This is a genomic window from Lysinibacillus fusiformis, assembly GCF_003049525.1.
Classification (GTDB): domain Bacteria; phylum Bacillota; class Bacilli; order Bacillales_A; family Planococcaceae; genus Lysinibacillus; species Lysinibacillus fusiformis.
The window spans coordinates 171,812-194,672 of the sequence record NZ_PYWL01000008.1; the positions used below are offsets into that span (position 1 = coordinate 171,812).

Genomic DNA, 22,861 nt, shown 5'->3' on the forward strand with positions numbered 1-22,861 from the left:
AAGAATACTCCTCTCCATCGAGAGAAGTTCTACTTTTTTTCATTTAAGTATGCAGCGACATCTTTCACGATATGCTGCCAGTTTAATTCCTTCCGCGCATCGGCTTGTAGCTGAAGACAAGTATTTTCTAACAATGCTTCCTGATGTGCGACTTGCTGCAACGTCCGAGCAATACTTTCCCAATCATGTGTTGGATGAATACGGCCAAAGCGTTGTTGTTGGGTAATATCAGCAGCCCCATCCACATCGGTTGTCACAATATAACAACCGTTTTTAGCAGCCTCTGCAAAAACATGTGCAAAGCATTCAACTGTGGATGTTAAGCAAAAGATTTTTGCCTTGCGATACTCCTCCTCTAGCTGCATCTTGTCTGAGATTGGCCCTACCATTGTGACTTGCGCAGGGTAAGGATGACTGTCCAGTAATTGTTTTATTTCCTGCTGAAACGATTCAGACATAGGTCCTACCAAACGAAGCTCCCAGTCTGTCAGCTGTGCTGCTAGAAAGGCTTTTATTGTAAAAATGGTCTGCTTCTCTGGTGCATCTAATCGGCCCACTGATAGAATTTTATTTTCTTTCTCATGAAATTGCACGGGCTCTGTGTGAAAATACTCATAAAAGCCATTTGGGATATGTTGAACATCTAATTGTGAAAACTCTCGAATGTCAGTTTGAATCGATACACATTCGGAGGTCAGAAGATCACAAAGCTGTAGCAATTCTAGAAAGTATGGATAGGTTTTTAATCGACTTAACCAAAATCGATTAACATCTAACTTCATATAAACTTTGCCATTAGGATTAAACTGCTTATATGTTTGAAGAATGGAAAGATAGGATGGGTATGGTCCTATAGCAAATACAAGATCAATGTTCTTGGCATGCTTCACTAAATAAGCATTCATATTGGCAACATAATCAATCCCAATTGGAACCTGCTCAAATTTAACAGCCGGAAAAGATTGTTGCAGAAGGGTTTCATTCATCTCTGTCGTCACTATACTAACTTCATAGCCTAAATACTCCCCTAGTAAAATAGGCACAAGACATAGATCTTTGAAAATGTGTGCATCGGAAAGTTTAGCTGATTCCACGCTACAAATAAATGCGATCCTTTTTGTCATCGAATCCCTCTTTCTTAAAAAGCGCTCTTTCCTAGTTTATGCCCACACCTGTCAAACGTGTATAACTTAGTAAAATGTCACAACCATCCCCATAGTTCTCTAGCAAAAATAAAGGCAATCCATAAAATTACTCTCTTAAAAAACTTATGATAGCAAGCAATTGCCTACAATAGCCCTCTATCCACGCATATTGTAATAAAGAATCTGTTCAGTAAACATGAAGAACTAAACTACTTAATCAGGATGGAGGGATAAAATGAAAATAAGCTTTTTATCACCTACTTATAATAGCGAAGAATGGATCCTAACAATGCTTGACAGTATTCCTAAAGAATATGCCTATGAAATTATCGTTGTAGATGACGGCTCCACCGACAAGACGTTAGCCATTTTACAGGACTATCAAAAAAACTGTACAGCGTTAAAAATCATCGTTCATCCAACGAATCTAGGTGCAAGCGTTGCCTATAACCGATGCATCGCTGAAGCAACAGGTGATTATATTGCCATCATCGATAGTGATGACCACTATTTACCTGCCATCCGCAATGTATTAGCACAGGTGGATGGTGAATTTGATATTTACTATTACAACATGATCATTAAGAATGGCTATGCGTTTATTAAAGATGAATCAAATCGTTATTCCTTGCCGGGACAATTTAAAATCATACGAAGAAGCTTTATCGGGGATGCGAAATTTACTATACGTAAGGATATTGCAGGAGATTGGGATTTTAATTGTGCGCTCATGGACAAAAATCCAACCAGTAAATATACCCATGAATACGCTTATTGGTACAACTATCCACGAGAAAACTCAGAATGCGATTTGCATGAAAGAGGATTGAAATAACATCATGAACGGACCTAAGCATGTGGGAGGTGTAACAAGCCAGACAATGTTTAAAGATAAAACTTTACTGATTACTGGAGGAACAGGATCTTTTGGTAATGCGGTACTAAATCGATTTTTAAATACCGATATTAAGGAAATACGGATTTTTTCAAGGGATGAAAAAAAGCAGGATGATATGCGAAAGCTTTATCAAAACTCTAAAATTAAATTTTATATCGGGGATGTACGTGATTTACAAAGCCTTCACCCTGCGATGTATAACGTAGATTATGTGTTCCATGCTGCGGCCCTCAAGCAAGTTCCCTCTTGTGAATTTTTCCCTTTAGAGGCTGTTAAAACAAATATCTTAGGAACAGATAATGTTTTAACTGCGGCGATTCAAGCTGGCGTTAAAAAGATTATTTGTCTATCAACAGATAAAGCGGCATACCCTGTCAATGCGATGGGGATATCCAAGGCGATGATGGAGAAAACATTTATTGCTAAATCACGGATGGTCGACCCAAAGCAAACATTGATTTGCGGCACACGATACGGGAATGTAATGGCTTCAAGAGGCTCAGTCATACCACTTTTCATCGAACAAATAAAAGCTGGTAAACCTTTAACTATTACCGATCCAACTATGACTCGTTTTATGATGAGCCTTGAGGAAGCAGTCGAATTGGTGTTGTATGCATTCTCACATGCGCAAAATGGCGATATTATGGTGCAAAAATCACCCGCTGCTACGATCGAGAATTTGGCACAAGCTCTCCTTGAAATTTTCCAAGTGAACAATGCGATTCACATTATTGGCACGCGGCATGGGGAGAAACGGTATGAAGTATTATGTACAAAGGAGGAAGCAGCAAAAGCCATAGATTTAGGTGATTTTTATCGAATCCCAGCAGATAATCGAGATTTGAATTATGGAAAATACCTGGATGAAGGCTCTCCTAAAATTACCTTATCGGATGAATATAATTCCAATAATACACAAATGTTAAACGTGATGGCTATTAAAGAAAAATTACTAACCTTATCTCTCATTCAAGAAGAGCTTCTCCTTTGGACTGGAGGAACACCATGAAATTTTTAGTGCTCGGCGCTTCTGGCATGGCGGGTCATACCATTTCCATCTACTTACGGGAGCAAGGGTATGATGTGACAACGTATACGAGAACTGCTTTCGCATATGGAAATAATATTACTGGTGATATTACAGATTTGAACTTTTTACGTTCACTTCTTCAAGACCATCAGTATGATATTGTCATTAATTGTATCGGTATGTTAAATAAAGAATGTGAGGCAAATCCTGAGAAGAGTATTTTCTTGAATAGTTATTTACCACATGCTATCGTATCTCTCCTTGAAAATCGCCAGACGAAGCTTATTCATATGAGTACCGATTGTGTATTTTCAGGTGAAAACGCACCCTATTATGAAAATAGTGTAAAGGACGGAACTACCTTTTATGACCGTACAAAGGGTTTAGGCGAAATTGATCATACCAAACATTTAACATTCCGTAATTCAATTATTGGCCCTGATTTGAAAATGGATGGAATTGGGCTTTTCAATTGGTTTATGCACCAAAAAGGTCCGATTCACGGCTATACTGGTGCTATTTGGACGGGGGTCACAACCCTCACCCTAGCGAAAGCCATGGAGCAAGCAGCACATGAAGAATTAACTGGACTCTATCATCTTGTCAATACATCGCCTATATCCAAATACGATCTGCTTCAGTTATTGAATAAGCACTTTATGGACCATACAATAAAGATTACTCCACATCAGCTTATTAATGTTAATAAAACTTTAATTAATACTAGAAACGATTTTTCCTTTACGGTCCCTAGCTATGAAGAAATGATAATTGACATGAAGGAATGGATTTTGCAGCACAAGGATTTATATCCTCACTATATTTCTTAAAACTTCAACTCTATTACGAGTATTGTTACGTTACTCATAATGGAGTTTTTCTATTGAATGACTGTGCCCACTGGCAATTGTCCTTCCTTGATCCAATTCTCTACAAAACGATTAAAAAATGCAGGCTGGGCTAATGATACTCCATGCCCTATGTTGTTTAACATGATTCCTTTTGCATTTGGATGGCTTTGTACAAGCTTTTGTGCAGATTTTTTCATTATTTTTTTCTCTTGATTGCCAACAGTAATTAAAATATGCCCCTGTGCATTGTGGAAATTTCGTGGGATTGAAAACGTCATATTTTCTTGTAAAACCTGAATTAATGCATCGTATGTTATCTTAGTGCTATCATGATAATAGCGGTCAAAATAGCGATCATCGATGTATAAGGTTTTCGCTTGAAGCTTTGCGAAGGTTTTATTTTTGATAAGCGGGAATGATAGTCGGAGAAACGGCCGAATCATCCATGCTGTAGTAGGTGAAGGGATAACAAGAGCACTATTAATAATCGAAAAGTGGATTAAACTAGGCTTTATGCTTAACATTTGTATGGCAATTTGAGCACCTAATGAAAAGCCAATAACAATTACCTGCTTGCCATTCGCCTTTTCCTCTAAGAGCTGTACGAGATGTTGTGCACATTGCTCAATAGAAAATGAATGATCGGACACAAGCTCAGGCACTACACAGTGATACTTGGAGAAGTGCTGAATTTGTTGTTCCCACATCCATCCCCCAACACCACCCCCATGAAGAAACATCATCACTGGACCGTCGAAATGGCCATACTCTTTATATTGCATAATGGATTCATGCACCTACTTTCTTTACTGTTTAGCTTCTCAAAAGCTTGTTTGAGATTGATTGAATGTCTGGTTTTTTGTATTTCCTGGGCAATTGTTAACGTATGTCTTTCTCGATACGGAAATTAATTGCCTCAAACCTGTCAAAATGGAATCATTTACAAATGATCATCCCAAAAGTCCTTACTAAAACTCGTGTTTGCTTGATGCTTCCCTGCTGGTTTTACAATATCAGAACCTCTTAAAATGACACCTTTTCCAAATTTCTGTTCAATTTGATCTACCAATTTAATAATGGGTTCGTCTTTAATATGATCTTCAAAATCAAAAAAAGTTAGCTGCTGAGTCATCTCTTTAATGTCACTTACATTGGAAATAGTCACACCCAATAATCGAACAGGCTCCTCATTCCAGTTTTTATTAAACAGATTCCACGCCTGTTCAACTATATCCTCTTTTGAAAATATCGCGTTATTGACTGATTTACTCCGTGTATACGTTTCCCAAGAAGCTGTACGGATGATAATACTCACAGTCACTCCTGCGAGCTTTTTAGCCTTTAATCTTTCTGCTACCTTTTCAGAAAGAGTTGTCATTATTTTATATAATTCATCTCGGTCAGTCGTATCATGAGATAATGTTGTCGAATTCCCTACACTCTTCGTATCATATATTGCTTCTGGATCAACAGGTCGGTCATCCTCGCCATTGGCCTTCTGTTTCAAGCGAAGTCCATTGATGCCAAACTTCTGTTTTAATGTGTATTCATCAGCCGCAGCTAATTCTCCAATCGTTTGTATACCTAACTCTTTCAGTTTTTCTGCTGTGCTTTTCCCGATTCCATGCATCTCTTTAACATTCAATGGCCACAAAACTGAAGGGACATCACGTTTACGTAATATTGTAATGCCCATCGGCTTTCTCATTTCACTGGCCATTTTTGCTAAAAACTTATTGGGTGCAATGCCGATTGAACAAGGCAATTGTAGTTCGTTCCAAATTCTATCTTGTATACCATGTACATGTTCTAATACATTTTGTCCTTCGATTATAGGCAATTGTATATATCCTTCATCTATAGAAACGGGTTGAAGTATTTCACTATACTCTTTCAGTAATCCAAAAAAAGATTTTGAAGCAGCTCTATATCGTTCAAAATTTGGAGGTAGCACAATTAACTCTGGGCATTTTCTTCTGGCCTCACCGACATTCATGGTTGTATATACACCACTTTTTCTAGCTTCATAGCTACACGTAATAACAATCCCTCTACGTTCTTTTGGATTACCTGCAATGGCTATAGGTTTTCCCTTTAATGAGGGATCGTAAATTTGTTCCACTGAGGCATAAAAGCAATTAAGGTCAATATGTAAAATGATTCTTCCTTTATGCAATTTCGTTCACCTCACGTTGATTTTAATGTTAGCTATATTTTATCATATATGAGTCCTTTCACACTTAATCTACCGTCTAAGCAAAGCATGTTTTTATAGGTTTCACAATAAAATAAAAAGGTTCTTTTGATGTATACTCTCGGAAATCAAGTGACATCAAAAAAACCTTTTATTTTGGTTACCTATCCTATTAGAATCTATCCGATGAGCTCCCTTATTACTGATTAGTAAATGGTGAGAAATCATCACTTGTTTGGTCGTAATCTTCCATCCGCTTTTGAACCTTTATTTCATCAGAAGCTGCTATTCCTGTTATTAGTAGATTAAGTAGTGCAAAGGTTGGTGTAGCACCTTTTAGAGAAATAGGAGAAGGAGCAACCACCTTAAACAAAATGTCCGAAAGAAGCCCTAATGGCGACAATTCATCGTCTGTTATGCCTATCACTTGTGCCCCTTTTTTCTTTGCTGCTTTGACAAATGCATTCGTTTCTTTTGAATATCGAGGAAAAGAAATAGCCACCAATAATGTCTTTTCATCGATTAAGGATAATAAATAATTAGAATCCTCTATTTCTCCACGATATAAAAACGTATTTCCTACAACAACATTGAGACTAAACGATAGCCAGTTAGCAGGACCATATGAGGAACGGAAGCCTATGACGATTCTCTTTTCAGAACTAATTAAAAGATCTATAGCTTTTTTATACTGGGTGTAATCTATTTGTTCTAACGTTGCACGTATATACGAAGTATCTTTCTCGATTACATGTTGAATTAAATTTGTATCTTTTAAAGACTTGGACGTAGATCGAAGCCCTTCAATTGGATCTGAAATGGGTGAAGAATCTTCTAATAAAGTAGCTTGAATTTCTTTTTGCAATTCGCTAAATCCAGAATACCCAAGAGCATATGATAACCTAATCACCGTTGTATCGCTTGTTTCACTTGCAATACCTAGCTGCTTCGATGTTTGAAATGCAACCTCTTTCGGAAAGTCAACAATATATTTTGCAACTAATTTCTGTCTTTTTGTTAGTTCATTAAATTGTTTTCTAATTCTTTCATTATAATTATCCATACAGCCAGCCCTTCCAATGAGTTAATCTAGGTATGTAACTTATTTAATACAGGTTCAGTAAATGGTTGATGACTAAAAAAACTCCCATTTTATTATTCAGTATGCATCACTTTTATATTTAAAAAACCACTAAATCACTTAGAGATAATGAGCTCCAAGTTTTATACTTTTATCTGTCGGTGTAATGTATCCAATGAACAATTACTATAGTACAAACATTCAATCTATTACGTAGGTAATTTGGTAATTACACGAACCTTTATTGTGAGTTTTATGTATAATTTCAGTTTCATATTTTTAGCATATCCCTAACCCGTGTAACCTTTCAACCTTAGATTCTAGGGCATTCACTATAAATATATTTAGTGTGAATACCCCAACATTAATTGATTTTCAACAAGAAAATAACTTACTAGTTGTAACATCATCATACCATTTAGCTATGAGTTATGTTATAGTTGTATATTTTTTCATAACCGATTATATTTGATAAATTATTAATAGCCTTTGGGTTTAAAAGCTAAACGGTTACTTTATTAAGAAAATGATTATAAGCAACTCTCGATAATTTAGATATGAAACTAGCACCTTCTGCTTCAGTATTATTTCCTATAGAAAATACTGAAATGATAAAATTACCTTTATTATCAGGTAGCTGGACTATCCCTGAATCATTGACAACACTTGCAATGGTGCCAGTTTTATGAGCAACAACTGTATTTTGAGGTAATAAATAAGGTATTCTACTTCGAAATTGTTGCTTGGCAAGGATTTCAAACATATCATGACAAGCTTTTTCAGAGATTAATTGCTTATTTGCCATTTTTTCTAATAAAAGTGCCATATCAGCTGCGGTTGTTACATTGTTTGCATGACTTTCTTTAAATACAATTGAATGATGATCAATTTCACCATTTTTAAATCGACGGTTAATGTCATTATAAGTGTCCATTGAGAATTTTTGTGGAGGTAATCCCACACAAGAGCAAAGAAGCTCCCAGCAGCTGAGACGAATGTAAGTATTGCTTAGTCCAATTTCTTTCATATATTGATTTACATTTTCTTTCCCTAAAATACTCAATAACTTATCTGTTCCCACATTATCACTAACAATTATCATCATAGTCGCTAAATTTTTTATCGTAACGTCGATTCCAGGAATTAACTCCTTAAATATACCTGATCCATTGACTAAATCCTCTTCTTCCAACCTAATATGTTCTTTTAGTTCGACCTTCCCCATTTGAACATCACGATATAAAGTGGCCAAAATAGGAATCTTAAAAACACTTGCAGCTTGAAATAAACGATTCTCATTTATTGCAGCAGTCTCTCCAGATTCCAGATGTTTCACATAAACCCCGAATGTCCCAGTAGCTTCTTGTATAATTTTTTCCAAACTCTCCTGTAATCCCATCATCAACATCCTCTCAAATTTCTACATAAGGAGTTCAATATGAAAACCTTGGAACTCACTAGTTAAGTGGTATATTTACGGAAACTTTAGGGAATTGTCTAAAATGATATGATATTCCGTATGCTTCACTATTATCATCCACTAGTATCTCAGCTATTTCTGTAAAGTCATTAAAATATGCTATAAACATGTTATCGCTCACAAAAGTTATTGGTATCTCTACATTTTGTGAGAGTAGAACTGGGTTTCCTTCCTTGATTTTAATGCACACTTTCGTCCCTTCATTCGATTGATATTCTCCTTGATACTGTTGAAGTCGTTCTTCTGAAATATCATATTCTTCAAAGGTAAGGTGATTGGCGTCTACCTCCCTTTCACTCAAAGCATTAAATGCAAGTTGCATAATTCGGGCAGCAGGTACACCTGCCAAGTTAGTTAATACAACACCTGTAACCCCTTTTTCAGGTAAAATACTTAATTGAGCTGAAATTCCCTTGAGCCCTCCACCATGTTCAATAAGAGTAGTGCCAAAATAATCGGGAGTAATCATAAAACCGTACCCATAGAATCTTCCAGGTTGTAATTGAATATGGGGCTTAGTCATTTCTTTTACACTTTCTTCTGATAATATTTGCTTACCATCTACTACACCAGCATTACGGAAAATTTCTGCATACAATAACATGTCTCTAGCTGTAGATTTCAAAAAGCCTGCTGCTCGCATTGAAGTAGAATCCCACCAAATTGGTGCAGCCAAAACGTGTTTTGTTCCATCGCTTTTGTCCTCTGTATAGCAAGTGGTGATATTTTCATAATCAGCGTACTCCTCAATTGTGAAATAGCTGTTTTCCATACCACAAGGTGTGAGGATATGATCATATATATATTGTTCATAACTTTTTCCACTGATTCGTTCGATGATTGTTCCTAATAAGGCATATGATTCATTGGAATAACTAAAATGTGTACCAGGTGCACCCAATAATTCAATATCTTGTTCATCAATAAACTGCATAAGTTGCTCATAAGTGTCAATTGGTCCGTGATCTTCAACATTAATATTTAAACCTGGATATTTTTTTACAGTTGGGTCAAGATCTAGTGACCTTTTCATTGCATAAAATAACGAAGACATTGGAGGCAATCCTGCTGTGTGAGTCATAAAGTGATGAATAGTGATATCTTTGATAGCCTCTTTATTTTTAACGTTGAATTCAGGCAAGTATTTACTAACAGGATCATGCACATTCAATTTACCGACTTCCTGCAGTTGCATAATAGCCACACAAGTAAATGATTTTGTTATCGAACCAATACCAAAAACTGTATTTTCAGTTACAGGTAGTCCATCGGCTACATTACGGAAGCCAAATCCTTTATGGTAAAGAATCTCCCCAGCTTCAGCAATTGCAACAGCAGTACCAGGAATCTTATGTTTTTCCGTTATCTTTTGACCAGCCTCTTCAAATGCTTTTAAATTCACATCTACTTTCATTTCTTTTCCTCCTTTAGAGTAGTTGTATATAATAATGTAGATCGAATCGATGATCTAACTATTATCCTCACATTATTGATTCTCAGTCGTTATCAAGTTCGAAAAATTTTCTACAGGTAAATGTCTGTTTATAAAATCGAGCATTGAATTCAACCTAGCTATTCTTAATTCGGGTTTGCCGTATTGGAGGAGCCCATGACTTGATTGTGGAATACGAACCAGTTCTACTTCTCCTCCTCGACGCTTAATATGGGAATAAAACTGTTCTGCCTGCTCTATTGGACATCGTAAATCATCTTCATTGTGTAGAAGTAGAAGTGGCGTTTTTACATTATCTACATAGGCAAGAGGAGAGAATTTCCAAAGATTCTCCAAATCTGTCTTTCCAAGAAACTCCTGATCAATAAAATATGGTGCTATATCGCTTGTGCCATACATGGAAATCCAATTCGAAATACAGCCTTCAGAAACTGCTGCAAAAAATCTATCGGTGTGAGAGATGAGCCAATTTACCATGAATCCACCATAGCTAATTCCATTAACGGCTACCCTATTTTTATCAAGATATCGATTTTTTTGTAAGGCAAAGTCAAGTCCGTTCAAAATATCATTCATATCCTTTCCACCATAATCACCATGTACAGCATTGGTAAATTCTACACCGAATCCTGAGCTTCCTCGTGGGTTCGTATAGATAACTGCATAACCTCGCGCAGCGAATAATTGCAATTGATGAAAATATGTGAAACCATAAGCAGAATGTGGTCCTCCATGAATATCTAATAGAACAGGATATTTTTTCTCAGGATCAAAGTTAGCGGGTTTTAAAATAAAACCTTGCATATACCAATTATCAACAGATTTATAGGAAAAAACCTCAGGCTCAACTACGATGAGTTCGGATAATAACTTGTCGTTGCAGTCATCCAGACGAACTTCAGTTTCAGGGAAAATGGGTACATGTAATTGAGGAAAAGCTTCTGTTGGATACCGATAATTACAGTCGGCTGTATTCGTTTCATCAATTCTAATGGCTGATAACTTCCCAGGATGATTGACTGTCGAATAGGCCATACTAATCGTCTCTTCTCCATCAAATGAAAAATGAAAAATAGTACGGTCTCCACCAGCAATAATTACCGGATGATCGTCATTTTTATCATTCGAGAATCTAACAATTTCATTTCTTCCTTCATGGGTACTAAGCGCATAAATATACCTACTATTATTAGACCATTGAGGGCGAAGTGCATATCTGAGATTACGCATATCTGTAAAAGTCATATCAAGGAGGGTGTCTTGATATTTTTTGCTTAAAGATCTAACATCCCCTCCCTCTGAAGGTATGACTAATAATTCCTTCTGTTCTGCATGGTTGCCAAAAAACGCTATCCACTTTCCATCAGGTGAGTAAGAAGGTGAGCTTGCTTCCGTATCACTGTATAGCAACTCCGCATCTCCTCCGGAAGAAGAAACTCGATAAACCTTTCCTCCAAAAAGAAAATTTTCATTTTCTGCGTTTGAACTGAACACGATATATTCTCCATCTGGTGACACGTCAGGCTGATGAACTTCATTTATTCCTTTTGTTATCAAAACGAATGTTCCAGTATCTATATGAATAGCAACAATTTGACGTTTGTACGGTTTATGAAACCCAGTTCCATCATTTTTGTAATATAGATGATGATAGCGTTTAGCCCCATCTCTCCATAACTTATCCTCTTGTTCCTTCTCACTCTTTGCTTCATGAATTGTTGCATTTTCATGAAAGGTTTCTAGTTCCGAATGTACAATTACAGGTACCAATCCATATATCGTTTTACCGTTAGGAGCCCATACTATTGAGCTAATTCCTTGACGAAACTTTGTCAGACACCGGGCCTCTCCACCATCGAGAGATAACAGCCATGCCTGCATTCCGTAAGCACGGTCCGAGATAAATGCTATGGTTTTTCCATCGGGTGACCAGATAGGATTGACGTTCCTTGTGCCTGAGGATGTTAAAACTCTTCGTGTTTTTCCTTCTACATCGCTTAAATATAAATGTGTTTCGTAATTATTTTCTTTCACAGCTATGGTTCTTTCATAAACTACCTGTTGTCCATCAGGAGAAATGACAGGATTGCTTGGCCATTCAAAGTTATAAATATCTTCTGGCACTGTAGTTCTTAACATCTTTTAGCACTCCTTATTAATAATAGATATTTCACTATTGCAATTCTTCAGAAAAATACTTTCGCAATATTCTAATCTAGTCTCTTCTACTAATTTTCACTAATACTATGGTTTAAATAATTTAATGGTAGTCATAGCAAGAATTTTTACACCATTTTGCAAAGCATCTAAGTTAAAATTCATATGAGGATGGTGCAGTCCAGGTTGTAAATCGGTTCCAAGTCCAATCATTGTAGCTTTAATATGAGGAAAATACTTTTTATAAAAATGGAAATCTTCCCCTCCAGGAGTAATGACTGGAGCAGCGATTGCGTCATTCCCTAGAGCTTCAATAATAGCTTCTCCCACTAGTTCCTCAAGTTGTGAACTAGGTTCCGCAGCAATCATCGATGCTAGTGTCTCTATTTCAACTATTGCCCCATTTGCTGAGCCCGAAGAAAGAACCGCATTTTCTACCTTTTTAAGTAAATCTTCCATAACATAGTTCTGTTGTGCACGGACATCAATGCCAAATTCAGCATAATCGGGAATGATATTAATATTGTTTCCACCGGCCTGAACCATGGTTATTTTGACAGATGAGGATAATGTCGGATCTGTTTTAACTGAGTTAACAGCCTGAATAATGGCTCCAAGTGAATCAACAACATTTATTCCTAGATTTGGTCGTGAACCATGAGCTTGAATTCCATGGACCTTCCCTTTCAATAGTGTTGTCGCGCCATGATAGATGGCAGGAGATGCTTGGCCAAATTTTAATTCTTGAACGGGACGTACATGTATCCCTAGTAAACAATCAACATCATCCATAACGCCTCTATCAATTAGAGCCTTAGCTCCTAAACCGGATTCCTCAGCTGGCTGAAAAATAATTTTAATAAGCCCCCTTGGTTGAAAACCTAATTTCTTTAGACAAGAAATAGTATGAAGAACCATTGTCATATGAGCATCATGACCACAGGAATGATTGGCTTTCCATTCACCGTCGACCAGCTGCCATAACGCATCAATGTCTGCTCTAATTCCAATGGTTGGACCAAGTTTTTCATTTCCCCAATATCCAACAACTCCGGTATGCTCCTCAAACCTCTCAAAAGGTATTTTCAAATATTCGAATTGCTTACATAAGTAATCCGTTGTCTCTTTTTCTTTCCAACTAATTTCCGCATTACAATGAAAATGATGATATGTTGATTTTATTAGCTCTTTATTCTCATCAACCCAATTATTGATTTGTTCAATCATATAGGGGCTCCATGGATTTATTTTCAATAACATAAAAATGAATGTTAGCTAAATTTTTTTTTAACATTCCGGTTACTACAAAACCTTTTGAGAAAGCATCATTTACTGCATCTCTCAACTTATACCTCCAAGCCTTCGCCGCTTCAAAATCCTCTTGTTTCAAAATCTGAAAATTAGCTGGAACAGGTATTAAATATCCGTCTTCATTCTTAATCGATTCTCTCTCATTGGGATATGGGATATTTCTACTATCACTATATGACAGCAGAGACTTATAGTGATTAACCAATGTATCCTTTTTGAGTACACCGGTAAGTGCATTCGCTACTCGGCTCGAACAAATATCCCATTCTACTAAAAAACGATCAGAAGGTAGACCTTTATTCAGTTTATCGCTCATTTCACCATAATAAGAAGGAAAGTACGTTTGAGAATAAGCTCCTAGCTTATTAAGATTAAAGTATGCATTTTTGGCTTCTAAAGGATCAAAAGTCCATACAATTTTTTGATAGCCGTATTCCACTGCCCACTCCCTTTGCTTAAGTTTTAGCTGTAAGCCTATCCCATAATTACGGTACTTACTATGGACGCCAGTCATATGAGAAATTAAATATTTTTTCCCATTCTTAAAGCCCGAAAAACCGTATGAAAACCCAATTAATTCACCTTCTTTAAACGCTCCAACGATGTTTCCACCATTGTGAGTTGCAGCAACAAGCTGCGGAAGAGGCGTTACTACATCTTTATCCCAGATATCCTCTTGAAAACTAACTACATCTTGTATTTCCTTTAAACTTATAATACTTTTATAGATGATTGGCTGTGTGAAAACCATTGGTAAATCCCTCCAGACACCATGAAATAAAATCAACTTGAAAATCATTTAGTAGAACTTTATTTTATCTCTAATAAACTCTTTCTGGGTCACTGTAAGTTGATTAATGAATTCCTGATTAACCTCAAAACCAATTCCAGGTTGTTCTGGAACAATAATAGTGCCAGCCTTTGAAAGCTTTACTTCTGGTAAAATGATATCTTTATCAAAATAACGACTTGAAGCAGATGTATCACCCGGAATACTAAAGTTACTTAATGAAGCGATTGCGATGTTATGAGCCCTACCTATACCAGCTTCAAGCATTCCACCACACCAAACTGGGATATTTTTTTCCTCGCACAGATTATGCATTCGAATTGCTTCGAATAGCCCTCCTACACGACCAACCTTAATATTAATAATTTTACATGCATTAATTTCAATTGCCTTTCTTGCATCTTCTAATGAATGAATACTTTCATCTAGACAGATAGGTGTTGTTAATAAGTTTTGTAATTTTGCGTGATCTATAATGTCGTCATGAGCTAACGGCTGTTCAACCATCATTAAATTAAACTGATCTAATTCTTGTAATAGTTGTAAATCATTCAAACTGTAGCAAGAATTAGCATCAGCCATTAGTGGAATTTGTTCTCCAAACTTTTTCCGAATAGCCTCTAAAGGTTTAATGTCCCAGCCAGGTTTTATTTTCACTTTAATCTTTTTGTAGCCATCCTCTAAAAAGCCTGCCACCTTGTTTAATAGAGTTTCTATGTTATTTTCAATTCCAACGCTTACGCCCACTTCAATCTCTGATCGTTTACCTCCTAGTGTAGTAGATAGCGTTTGCCCTTTTTGCTTACTATATAAATCCCAAATGGCCATTTCAAGTGCTGCCTTTGCCATGTTATTTCTACGTATATAGGAAAACAATTCTGAGAAATCTTTGGGCTCTTTAATTTCATTTTCTAATAGCTTTGGAATCAAGTAAGTTTCAAGCATGTGCCATACTGTACCTGTAGTCTCTTCATTGTATATAGGAAAAGGCATCGCGACACTTTCAGCAAAGCCAACTTTATCTCCACCATGAACCTTAACGATGATAATATCCTTTTCAGTCACTTTACCGAAGCTAGTTTCAAACGAAGATTTTAAGGGTAATTTAATTCTTTGTAACGAAATTTTATTTATATCCATTTAGTAATACCTTCCTTTTTATATAAAATTACTTTTGGTCTCTTACTTCCGTTCTTTCTGGTTCAAACAAGTGACAAGCTACAAAATGTCCCGGTTTAACTTCTATGTTTCGAGGTTTTTTTGTCCTACAAACCTCCATACACGCGAAGCACCGCGGATGGAAAGTACAACCAAGAGGAGGATTTACCGGATTTGGAACATCACCAGTTAAAATGATCCGGTCTTTTTTTTCACTTTCAGGATTTGGGACTGGAACAGAAGACATAAGGGATTTTGTATATGGGTGAAGCGGTTCAGCAAACAATTGATTTTTATCGGCAAACTCTACCATTCTCCCTAGATACATGACCCCAATTCTGTCACTAATGTGTTTTACAACACTTAAATCATGAGCAATAAAAATATAAGTTAGTCCTAATTCTTTTTGGAGGCTTTGAAAAAGGTTAAGTATTTGTGCCTGTACAGATACATCTAGGGCAGAAACTGGCTCATCTGCTACGATAAGTGACGGTCCAACCGCGATTGCTCGGGCGATACCAATTCTTTGTCTTTGCCCTCCACTAAATTCATGAGGATAACGATCTGCATGAAAAGCACCTAACCCCACCATTTGCAAAATCTCTATTACTTTCTGTCTTCTTTCTTTTTTAGTCGCTCCTATTCCATGTGTTAATAGTGCTTCTTCTAAAATAGAAGATATTCGTAGACGAGGATTTAAAGAAGCAAATGGATCTTGGAAAACAATTTGCATTTGTTTCCTGAGCTTTCTCAATTCCTGTTTGCTCAAGCTTAGAACATCTTTGCCTTCAAATAGGATGTTACCACTTGTTGGTTCAATTAATTTTAGAATACTTCTTCCAGTTGTAGACTTGCCACAGCCGCTTTCTCCAACAATTCCTAATGTTTCTCCTTTAAATAGCTTGAAAGTAACACCATCAACAGCTTTCACATAGTCCTTATTTTTTGAAAAAAAACGTTTATTGATTGGAAAATAGGTTTTTAGATTTTGAACTTCTAGCAATACTTCACTCATGCGAATGCCTCCTCCTTACTATATAGCCAACATCTAACGGAGTGTTCATTATTCGTTTTTATGAGAGGTGGGTTGCTTTCAAAACATTTTGAATGAGCTTGGGTGCACCGAGAAAAGAAAGGACATCCTTTCGTTACTTCTCCGATATTAGGTACATTGCCTTCGATTGGTTTCAGCTTATCCTGTTCATCTTCAAGACTAGGAATAGAATTTAATAGACCAATAGTATAAGGATGTTGTGGATTTTTATAGATCGTTTTCACATGGGCTTCTTCAACAATTTGTCCATAATACATCACCATAACCCGATCAGCCATTTCTGCTACAACACCTAAATCATGCGTGATTAATAATATGGCTGTATCGTAGTTAGTTTTGAGATCATTCATTAAATCTAAAATCTGGGCTTGTATAGTTACATCTAATGCTGTTGTCGGCTCATCAGCAATTAATAGGCTAGGATTACACGCCATCGCCATTGCAATCATGATCCTTTGTCTCATTCCGCCAGAAAGTTGATGGGGATATTCGTTAACAATTTTTTCCGGACGTGGAATTCCAACCTTTTTTAATATATCTACCGTTTGCTTTTTTAACTCATCTCCTGAGGCATCTGTATGAAGCTTAAGAACCTCACTAATTTGCCTGCCAATTCTATGAACAGGATTTAAGGATGTCATAGGCTCCTGAAATATCATTGAAACGTCTTTCCCTCGAATCGAACGCATTTTCTTTTCAGATATTTGATTAAAATCCATATCTTTAAAAAGAATTTTCCCTTCAATTTCACCAACACCATTTGCTATTAATCTCATGATGGAAAGGGACGTAACGCTTTTTCCACATCCAGATTCTCCTACCAAAGCAAGTGTTTCACCTTTATTAATAGTAAAGTTCACCTGACTCACTGCATTGACAAAATCTTTCTTCCCCGTTTTAAATTTAATAGAAAGGTCTTCCACTCTCAGAAGCGCTTCATCTTTTATTCCCATATTTTTCACTCCCAAGCAGTTATTTTTGCCTTGGATCTAATGCGTCACGTAATCCATCACCTAGCAGATTAAAACCAAGGACGACTAACATAATGGCCATACCTGGGAAAAGGGACATCCACCAAGCCTGCCCTAAAAAAGCTTTCCCGACGTAAGCCATCGAACCCCATTCAGGAGTTGGAGGCTGAGCACCGAGCCCCAAGAAACTTAACGCTGCAGCTACTAGAATACTAGTTCCAAATTGTAAGCTGGATAAAACAATTACGGGTGATAAGACGTTTGGAAATACGTGCTTTACAATGATTTTAAAATCTGAAACTCCAAGGGCCTTAACTGCCTCTATATATTCTTTTTCTCTTATTGATAAAACCGATCCTCGAACTACCCTTACATACGAAGGTATTGCCGAAATTGCGACTGCGATCATCGCGTTCGTTAATCCGACACCAAGTACAGCAATAATAGCGATGGCAAGAAGGAGTGAAGGAAAAGCCAGTAAAATATCCATAACCTGCATAATATAAATATCAAATTTACGATAATAGCCTGCTATCACTCCTAAAATGACACCGATAACACCTGCGATTAGCACTGCAACAAGCCCCATCATTAAGGAAACCCGACCACCATATAATATTCTTGAAAATATATCCCTCCCAAAATCATCTGTCCCTAAAAAATATTGTCCTCCTGGAGGTAAAAACCTTTGTTCGAAATTCATTACGTCAACTGGATGTGGAGCTATCCAAGGAGCAAGTAAGGAAATTGATACGAAGAACAATAAGATAAAGGCCCCACTAACAGCACTTTTGTTAGTTATTATTCTTTTCCCCACGACTGACCAGTAAGTTTTAGACTTTGCTTCAGAATCTTTATTGTGAGGCGGATTGAATTTAGTTTCTGAATCTGTAAGTTTAGGAGCTGAACTACTCAAAATACTTGCCTCCCTTTCTAATACTTAATACGAGGATCTATTAGACTGTAAACGAGATCCACGATCATATTAGTTATAATAAAAAGAAATGCCATAAATAGAACTAACCCTTGTACTGTTGGCAAATCCCTTTTAGTAATGGCTTCAATAGAAAAACTCCCTAACCCCGGTAGTGCAAATACCGTTTCTATGACTACTGCACCTGCTAATAGAAAACCAAACTGTAGACCAATTAAAGTAATAACTGGGATCATCGCATTTTGGAGGGCATGCTTAAAAATCATAGGAATCATGTCAAGTCCTTTAGCTTGAGCCGTTCTCATAAAATCTTGTTTAATAACTTCAAGCATGCTAGACCTCGTCATTCTTGCTATATTGCCAGCTGAGCCTAAACCCAGTGTTATAGATGGCAAAATTAACGAGTAAAACCCTTGATATCCAGAAATAGGGAAAATATTGAATTGATAGGAAAACATCCAAATTAAGAATAATGCTATCCAAAAACCTGGTGCAGATATTCCTATTAAGGAAACCACCATAGCTAGTTGGTCAAAGATTGTGTTTTGTTTCACTGCTGCTAAAATACCCATTAAAATTCCAATGACGGCTCCAATGATTAAACTATAAAGTGCTAGTTGTACTGTAATTGGAAAGCGAGCCACAATCTCTTCACCCACTGTCAAACCCGTAATATAGGAAGTCCCTAAGTTCCCTTGCAACACATTTTTAATGTAATCAATGTATTGAATAAAAAGCGGTTGATCTAACCCTAAAGTCTTTTTCATTTCCACTATGGCCTCTTCTGAAGCAAAGTCTCCTAGAATATAAGTTACGGGATCACCCGGTATGAGATGCATCATCAAAAAGACTAAAATTGATACACCAATTAGAGTAATAACCATTGAAAGAGTTCGATTCAAAATATATTTAGACAAGTTTTAATCCCCCCTTTTAATAAGGCAGTTAGCGATGAGCGGTCCCTAACTTTACAGGTTAATTTTTATTTCGAAGTGATATCATTGAAAATAATTGATTGTGAGTAAGGATTTTGTTTAAATCCATTAATGTCACGGTAAGCGGTTACATTTTCACGTACAAATAACGGAACCCAAGGAGACTCTTCCACAAGGAATTGCTGTGCTTCCTCATAAATCTTCGTCCGCTCTTCCATATCCATCGTTTGACGTGCTTTAGTGAGTAAATTGTGTAATTCTTCAGGTTCGTAATGCATTCTTAATGAACTTCCTTTTCCAAAAAGCATATATAAGATATCTGGATCTGACCATCCGTACGTATTTAGAATGGCATCATGTAATCCCTTTGGTGTGTTTGCACTAATGGATGCTGGCTCTTGAACAGAAATATTAACTACAATACCAATCTCTTTTAATTGGCCTTGAAGAATTTGAACAATTCTTTGCATAACTGGTTCATCAGATAACCATATTTCAAATGAGAAAGGCTTTCCGTCCTTCTCTACAATGCCATCTCCATTTGTATCCTTCCACCCAGCTTCTTCGAGTAACGATTTAGCTTTTTCCACATTTTGCGTGTATTTTTGTGCTGCCTCTCCTTCAACTTTCTCACTATATCCAGGGATGCTTTGAGGCAGTGGACCAAAAAGTGGTTTTGCATAACCTTCCAAAGCAAATTCTACGAGTGGATCCCGATTGATACCAAGTGCGATAGCTTGCCTAACACGTTTGTCTTGGAACATTGGTTTTTTATTATTGAAGCCTAAGTAAGTTATGCCTTGTTCGAACATACGATCAATTTTCACACCCTCTGTTGTTTCAAGGTCTTTAATATAATTCGGGGGCACATTAGTCATAATTTGCGTGGTACCTTTTTTAAATTCTAGTACCCTCGTATCGTCATCCGTAATGAATCGGAATTCATATTTATCAAAACCAGGTGCGCCCTTATTGTCTACAAATGGTGGGCCCCAATTATAATCCTCATTTTTCATATAAGTAATAGAAGATCCACGTACTCTTTCCTCAAATTTAAATATTCCTGAAGCTGAAGGATTTTTTCCAAAATCCTCACCGTAATCATCAAGTGCCTTAGGATCCATCGGTGCTAAATAGGCGGTAGTTAATCCACTGGCAAAAGGTGCAAAAGGCTCTGTGAAATAAATCATTAATTTTTGCCCATCAACTTCCATTTTGTCCACTGGTCCAGCTAAAAACTTGACGGCAGAATACTCTAGGAACCTTTCAAATGACTTTTTAACCGCTTCAGCAGTAAGCGGTTCCCCAGAATGGAACGTGACATTTTCATCTAAATAAAAAGTCCAAATCTTACCGTCATCTGAAATATCATATTTTTCAGCAAGACCAGGTATTATATTTCCCTCCAGGTCTCTTTTTAACAATGTGTCATAAATATTAGCAGTTGAATTATCAACCCAAGTTGTTTTATGGACATCAATTGTATCCGGCTCACGAACAGAAGAGATGACTAATGTATTCTTTGATTTGCTATCGCCATTTCCAGAACTTTGTTCATTTGAATTTGGGGTACAGCCTGCTAAAATAACCATGATCATTACCATAACGATTAATTTAATTCCGCTGGTTTTCTTTTTCACCTTCATCCTCCTCTTTACTTAACTTTATCTTTCTGTAAAAATTCAACATCTTTTTTAAAAGGATAAACTTCTTTTGCAAGTCTTGAATGTTCAAAAGAAAACAGGTTAAAACTTGATAACCCAGGTGAGTCAACGGTAATGATTGTATGGGCTAAGGGTTCAAATCCGGCACGGAAATGCTGACTTGATTTTAAAGCGACAATTTTGTATGACCTAATATCAATCCCGTGTAATAAAAAGATTTGTTCATCCAGTGTTTGCGACCTTTTAGAACAAACAACAATATCAATATCGCCAACTACTAATCTTGCAGACTTACCATAATTTACTTTTGCACCTTTTCCCATTTGAGAAGACTGGATAAATCGGCCATCTGCTAGAGTTTTAACATAAGCAGTTACCTTGAGCGGTTTTCCATGTAAATCATCTGTTTTGCCACCTAGTAATACATCGATTGTTGCTCCTACTCCACTATTATGAGCAATATTCACTACTTCCGGGTCATAAATAAAACTGAAACAAGCATTTTCAAGATTTGCCTCTATCATGGCTGAAAGTAGATGAGTTCCATCACCTGGCGTACCCCCTCCAGGATTGTCTGAAGTTTCGTTAATGACAATTGGCTTTCCTTCTATTTTTAGTGCTCTTTTAATTCCTTCATCTGGATTAATAATGTCTGGAAAAAACATCTCTTTTGTATTCCAAATCTCCAAAGCGATTTCTTCTGCAGTTTGATCTGCAAGCTCCTGATCATTATTAGTGACGGTCACCACCGAAACTCCAACTTCAGGTATATTCGTGTAAGGAAAGCCATGAAAGAATGTGCAATCAATAATTTTTTCATTTACTTCATGTGCCCAGCACAGTTCATTGATATTTTTTGCTGGTGGTAAATTTGTAGTAGATGTAGGAATCATAAGTGGGAGTTTTTTTAGGCTCATTTTTGGTTGAAGCTCACCTGAAAGAATTTTTCGGGTAATATCGATTGCCTCGATTCCTCTTTCAAAACAATCAACATGTGGGTAAAAATTAACGCCCAATAGGACATCTGCTTCTTGAACCATCTGATCCGTTATATTTCCGTGTAGGTCTAGCGTGACGACAACAGGAATTTTATACCCGACAACTTCTCTAATAGCGGATAATATACCGCCTTCAAGATCATCAACGTCTTCCGCGACACCAGCACCATGAAGTGCAAGACAAATGGCATCATACTCTTTCACAGCTTTAATTGAATTCGTTAACTCCTGAAGAAGCACGTTGTAGGTTTCTTTTGTTATAACTCCAGAAGGCATGGCAAATGCTGAAAATAAAGGAATTATTTCTACTCCTGTTTCTTCAGCACGTTCCATCATTCCACCTAAGTAATCTCTTACTTTACGATGTTTCTGTAGGATCTCGTCGCCATGAATCCATTCCCATTCCTTAAACGACTCAACAGTTGTTTTCTCATTAGCAAACGTGTTTGTCTCATGTGCAATTTCGCCTATCAAGATTTTCATTATTTTACCCACCCTTTTTGAAGTATTTACTTTAAAATAAAACAAAAATAAAGTAAATGTTTTATTTTTTTAATCATATTGATTTTGGGCAAAGTTGTCAATACAGTTATTTATTTTTTCTAAAATTTCAGAATTTATAGATACATGTACCTGTTCAGCCAGCGCTATCATCAAAACAGGACAACAATCTACCGACTCTTGTCCAAATAAATCTAAAAAAAGCAACTGGACATAGCGATCGCCATGTTCAGTTGCAAAAAATTGCTTATTT

Annotated in this window: 19 protein-coding genes; 3 read left to right on the plus strand and 16 right to left on the minus strand. The window is 36.7% G+C overall.

Annotated features, from left to right (window positions below):
• Positions 1-29: 29 nt before the first annotated feature.
• Complete coding sequence (locus C9J29_RS17520) at positions 30-1,124, minus strand: glycosyltransferase (RefSeq protein ID WP_036221761.1); 1,095 nt, start codon at positions 1,122-1,124, stop codon at positions 30-32.
• A 256-nt stretch (positions 1,125-1,380) separates the two neighbouring features.
• Here C9J29_RS17520 and C9J29_RS17525 point away from each other — a divergent pair, with 256 nt between their 5' ends.
• Genes C9J29_RS17525 through C9J29_RS17535 form a run of 3 tightly spaced genes read left to right on the plus strand, consistent with a single transcriptional unit; the run spans position 1,381 to position 3,906 of the window.
• The gene (locus C9J29_RS17525; protein ID WP_008178244.1) at positions 1,381-1,980 is read left to right on the plus strand and encodes a glycosyltransferase family 2 protein; all 600 of its coding nucleotides are present in this window, start codon (positions 1,381-1,383) and stop codon (positions 1,978-1,980) included.
• Between the two features lie 46 nt (positions 1,981-2,026).
• The gene (locus C9J29_RS17530) at positions 2,027-3,055 is read left to right on the plus strand and encodes a polysaccharide biosynthesis protein (protein ID WP_089986380.1); all 1,029 of its coding nucleotides are present in this window, start codon (positions 2,027-2,029) and stop codon (positions 3,053-3,055) included.
• Complete coding sequence (locus C9J29_RS17535; protein WP_090002586.1) at positions 3,052-3,906, plus strand: SDR family oxidoreductase; 855 nt, start codon at positions 3,052-3,054, stop codon at positions 3,904-3,906. Before C9J29_RS17530 ends, C9J29_RS17535 begins: the two co-directional genes overlap by 4 nt.
• Before the next feature lie 50 nt (positions 3,907-3,956).
• On the opposite strand, the gene C9J29_RS17540 is transcribed toward C9J29_RS17535, so the two are convergent.
• From C9J29_RS17540 to C9J29_RS17610, 15 genes are all read right to left on the minus strand, one after another.
• Complete coding sequence (locus C9J29_RS17540) at positions 3,957-4,709, minus strand: alpha/beta fold hydrolase (RefSeq protein ID WP_089986294.1); 753 nt, start codon at positions 4,707-4,709, stop codon at positions 3,957-3,959.
• A gap of 158 nt (positions 4,710-4,867) precedes the next feature.
• Positions 4,868-6,103 (minus strand): DNA polymerase IV, encoded by a 1,236-nt coding sequence (locus C9J29_RS17545; RefSeq protein WP_089986293.1) that lies wholly within the window; start codon positions 6,101-6,103, stop codon positions 4,868-4,870.
• A 217-nt stretch (positions 6,104-6,320) separates the two neighbouring features.
• Positions 6,321-7,184, minus strand: a complete 864-nt coding sequence (locus C9J29_RS17550; RefSeq protein ID WP_008178234.1) for a MurR/RpiR family transcriptional regulator — start codon at positions 7,182-7,184, stop codon at positions 6,321-6,323.
• A gap of 520 nt (positions 7,185-7,704) precedes the next feature.
• The gene (locus C9J29_RS17555) at positions 7,705-8,604 is read right to left on the minus strand and encodes a serine hydrolase (RefSeq protein ID WP_237068868.1); all 900 of its coding nucleotides are present in this window, start codon (positions 8,602-8,604) and stop codon (positions 7,705-7,707) included.
• Positions 8,605-8,659: 55 nt separating this feature from the next.
• The gene (locus C9J29_RS17560; RefSeq protein ID WP_107922528.1) at positions 8,660-10,096 is read right to left on the minus strand and encodes a serine hydrolase domain-containing protein; all 1,437 of its coding nucleotides are present in this window, start codon (positions 10,094-10,096) and stop codon (positions 8,660-8,662) included.
• Positions 10,097-10,168: 72 nt separating this feature from the next.
• Positions 10,169-12,274, minus strand: a complete 2,106-nt coding sequence (locus tag C9J29_RS17565) for a S9 family peptidase (protein ID WP_107922529.1) — start codon at positions 12,272-12,274, stop codon at positions 10,169-10,171.
• 105 nt (positions 12,275-12,379) lie between these two features.
• A complete protein-coding gene (locus tag C9J29_RS17570; protein WP_107922530.1) occupies positions 12,380-13,519 on the minus strand; it encodes a M20 peptidase aminoacylase family protein in 1,140 nt (379 codons plus the stop codon).
• Complete coding sequence (locus tag C9J29_RS17575) at positions 13,512-14,354, minus strand: GNAT family N-acetyltransferase (RefSeq protein WP_237068869.1); 843 nt, start codon at positions 14,352-14,354, stop codon at positions 13,512-13,514. The genes C9J29_RS17570 and C9J29_RS17575 overlap by 8 nt, the downstream gene beginning before the upstream one ends.
• A 48-nt stretch (positions 14,355-14,402) precedes the next feature.
• The gene (gene menC, locus C9J29_RS17580; RefSeq protein WP_090002581.1) at positions 14,403-15,533 is read right to left on the minus strand and encodes an o-succinylbenzoate synthase; all 1,131 of its coding nucleotides are present in this window, start codon (positions 15,531-15,533) and stop codon (positions 14,403-14,405) included.
• A gap of 28 nt (positions 15,534-15,561) precedes the next feature.
• Positions 15,562-16,566 carry an ABC transporter ATP-binding protein gene (locus tag C9J29_RS17585; protein WP_008178220.1) on the minus strand — a complete coding sequence of 335 codons (1,005 nt, stop codon included), beginning with the start codon at positions 16,564-16,566 and terminating at the stop codon, positions 15,562-15,564.
• Complete coding sequence (locus C9J29_RS17590; RefSeq protein ID WP_107922532.1) at positions 16,563-17,558, minus strand: ABC transporter ATP-binding protein; 996 nt, start codon at positions 17,556-17,558, stop codon at positions 16,563-16,565. The genes C9J29_RS17585 and C9J29_RS17590 overlap by 4 nt, the downstream gene beginning before the upstream one ends.
• A gap of 19 nt (positions 17,559-17,577) precedes the next feature.
• A complete protein-coding gene (locus C9J29_RS17595; RefSeq protein ID WP_008178216.1) occupies positions 17,578-18,492 on the minus strand; it encodes an ABC transporter permease in 915 nt (304 codons plus the stop codon).
• Positions 18,493-18,509: 17 nt separating this feature from the next.
• On the minus strand, positions 18,510-19,427 hold the full coding sequence (locus tag C9J29_RS17600; RefSeq protein ID WP_115648621.1) for an ABC transporter permease: 918 nt from the start codon (positions 19,425-19,427) through the stop codon (positions 18,510-18,512).
• 65 nt (positions 19,428-19,492) lie between these two features.
• On the minus strand, positions 19,493-21,091 hold the full coding sequence (locus C9J29_RS17605; protein ID WP_107922533.1) for an ABC transporter substrate-binding protein: 1,599 nt from the start codon (positions 21,089-21,091) through the stop codon (positions 19,493-19,495).
• A gap of 8 nt (positions 21,092-21,099) precedes the next feature.
• On the minus strand, positions 21,100-22,590 hold the full coding sequence (locus tag C9J29_RS17610) for a M81 family metallopeptidase (protein WP_089986284.1): 1,491 nt from the start codon (positions 22,588-22,590) through the stop codon (positions 21,100-21,102).
• Between the last annotated feature and the right edge of the window lie 271 nt (positions 22,591-22,861).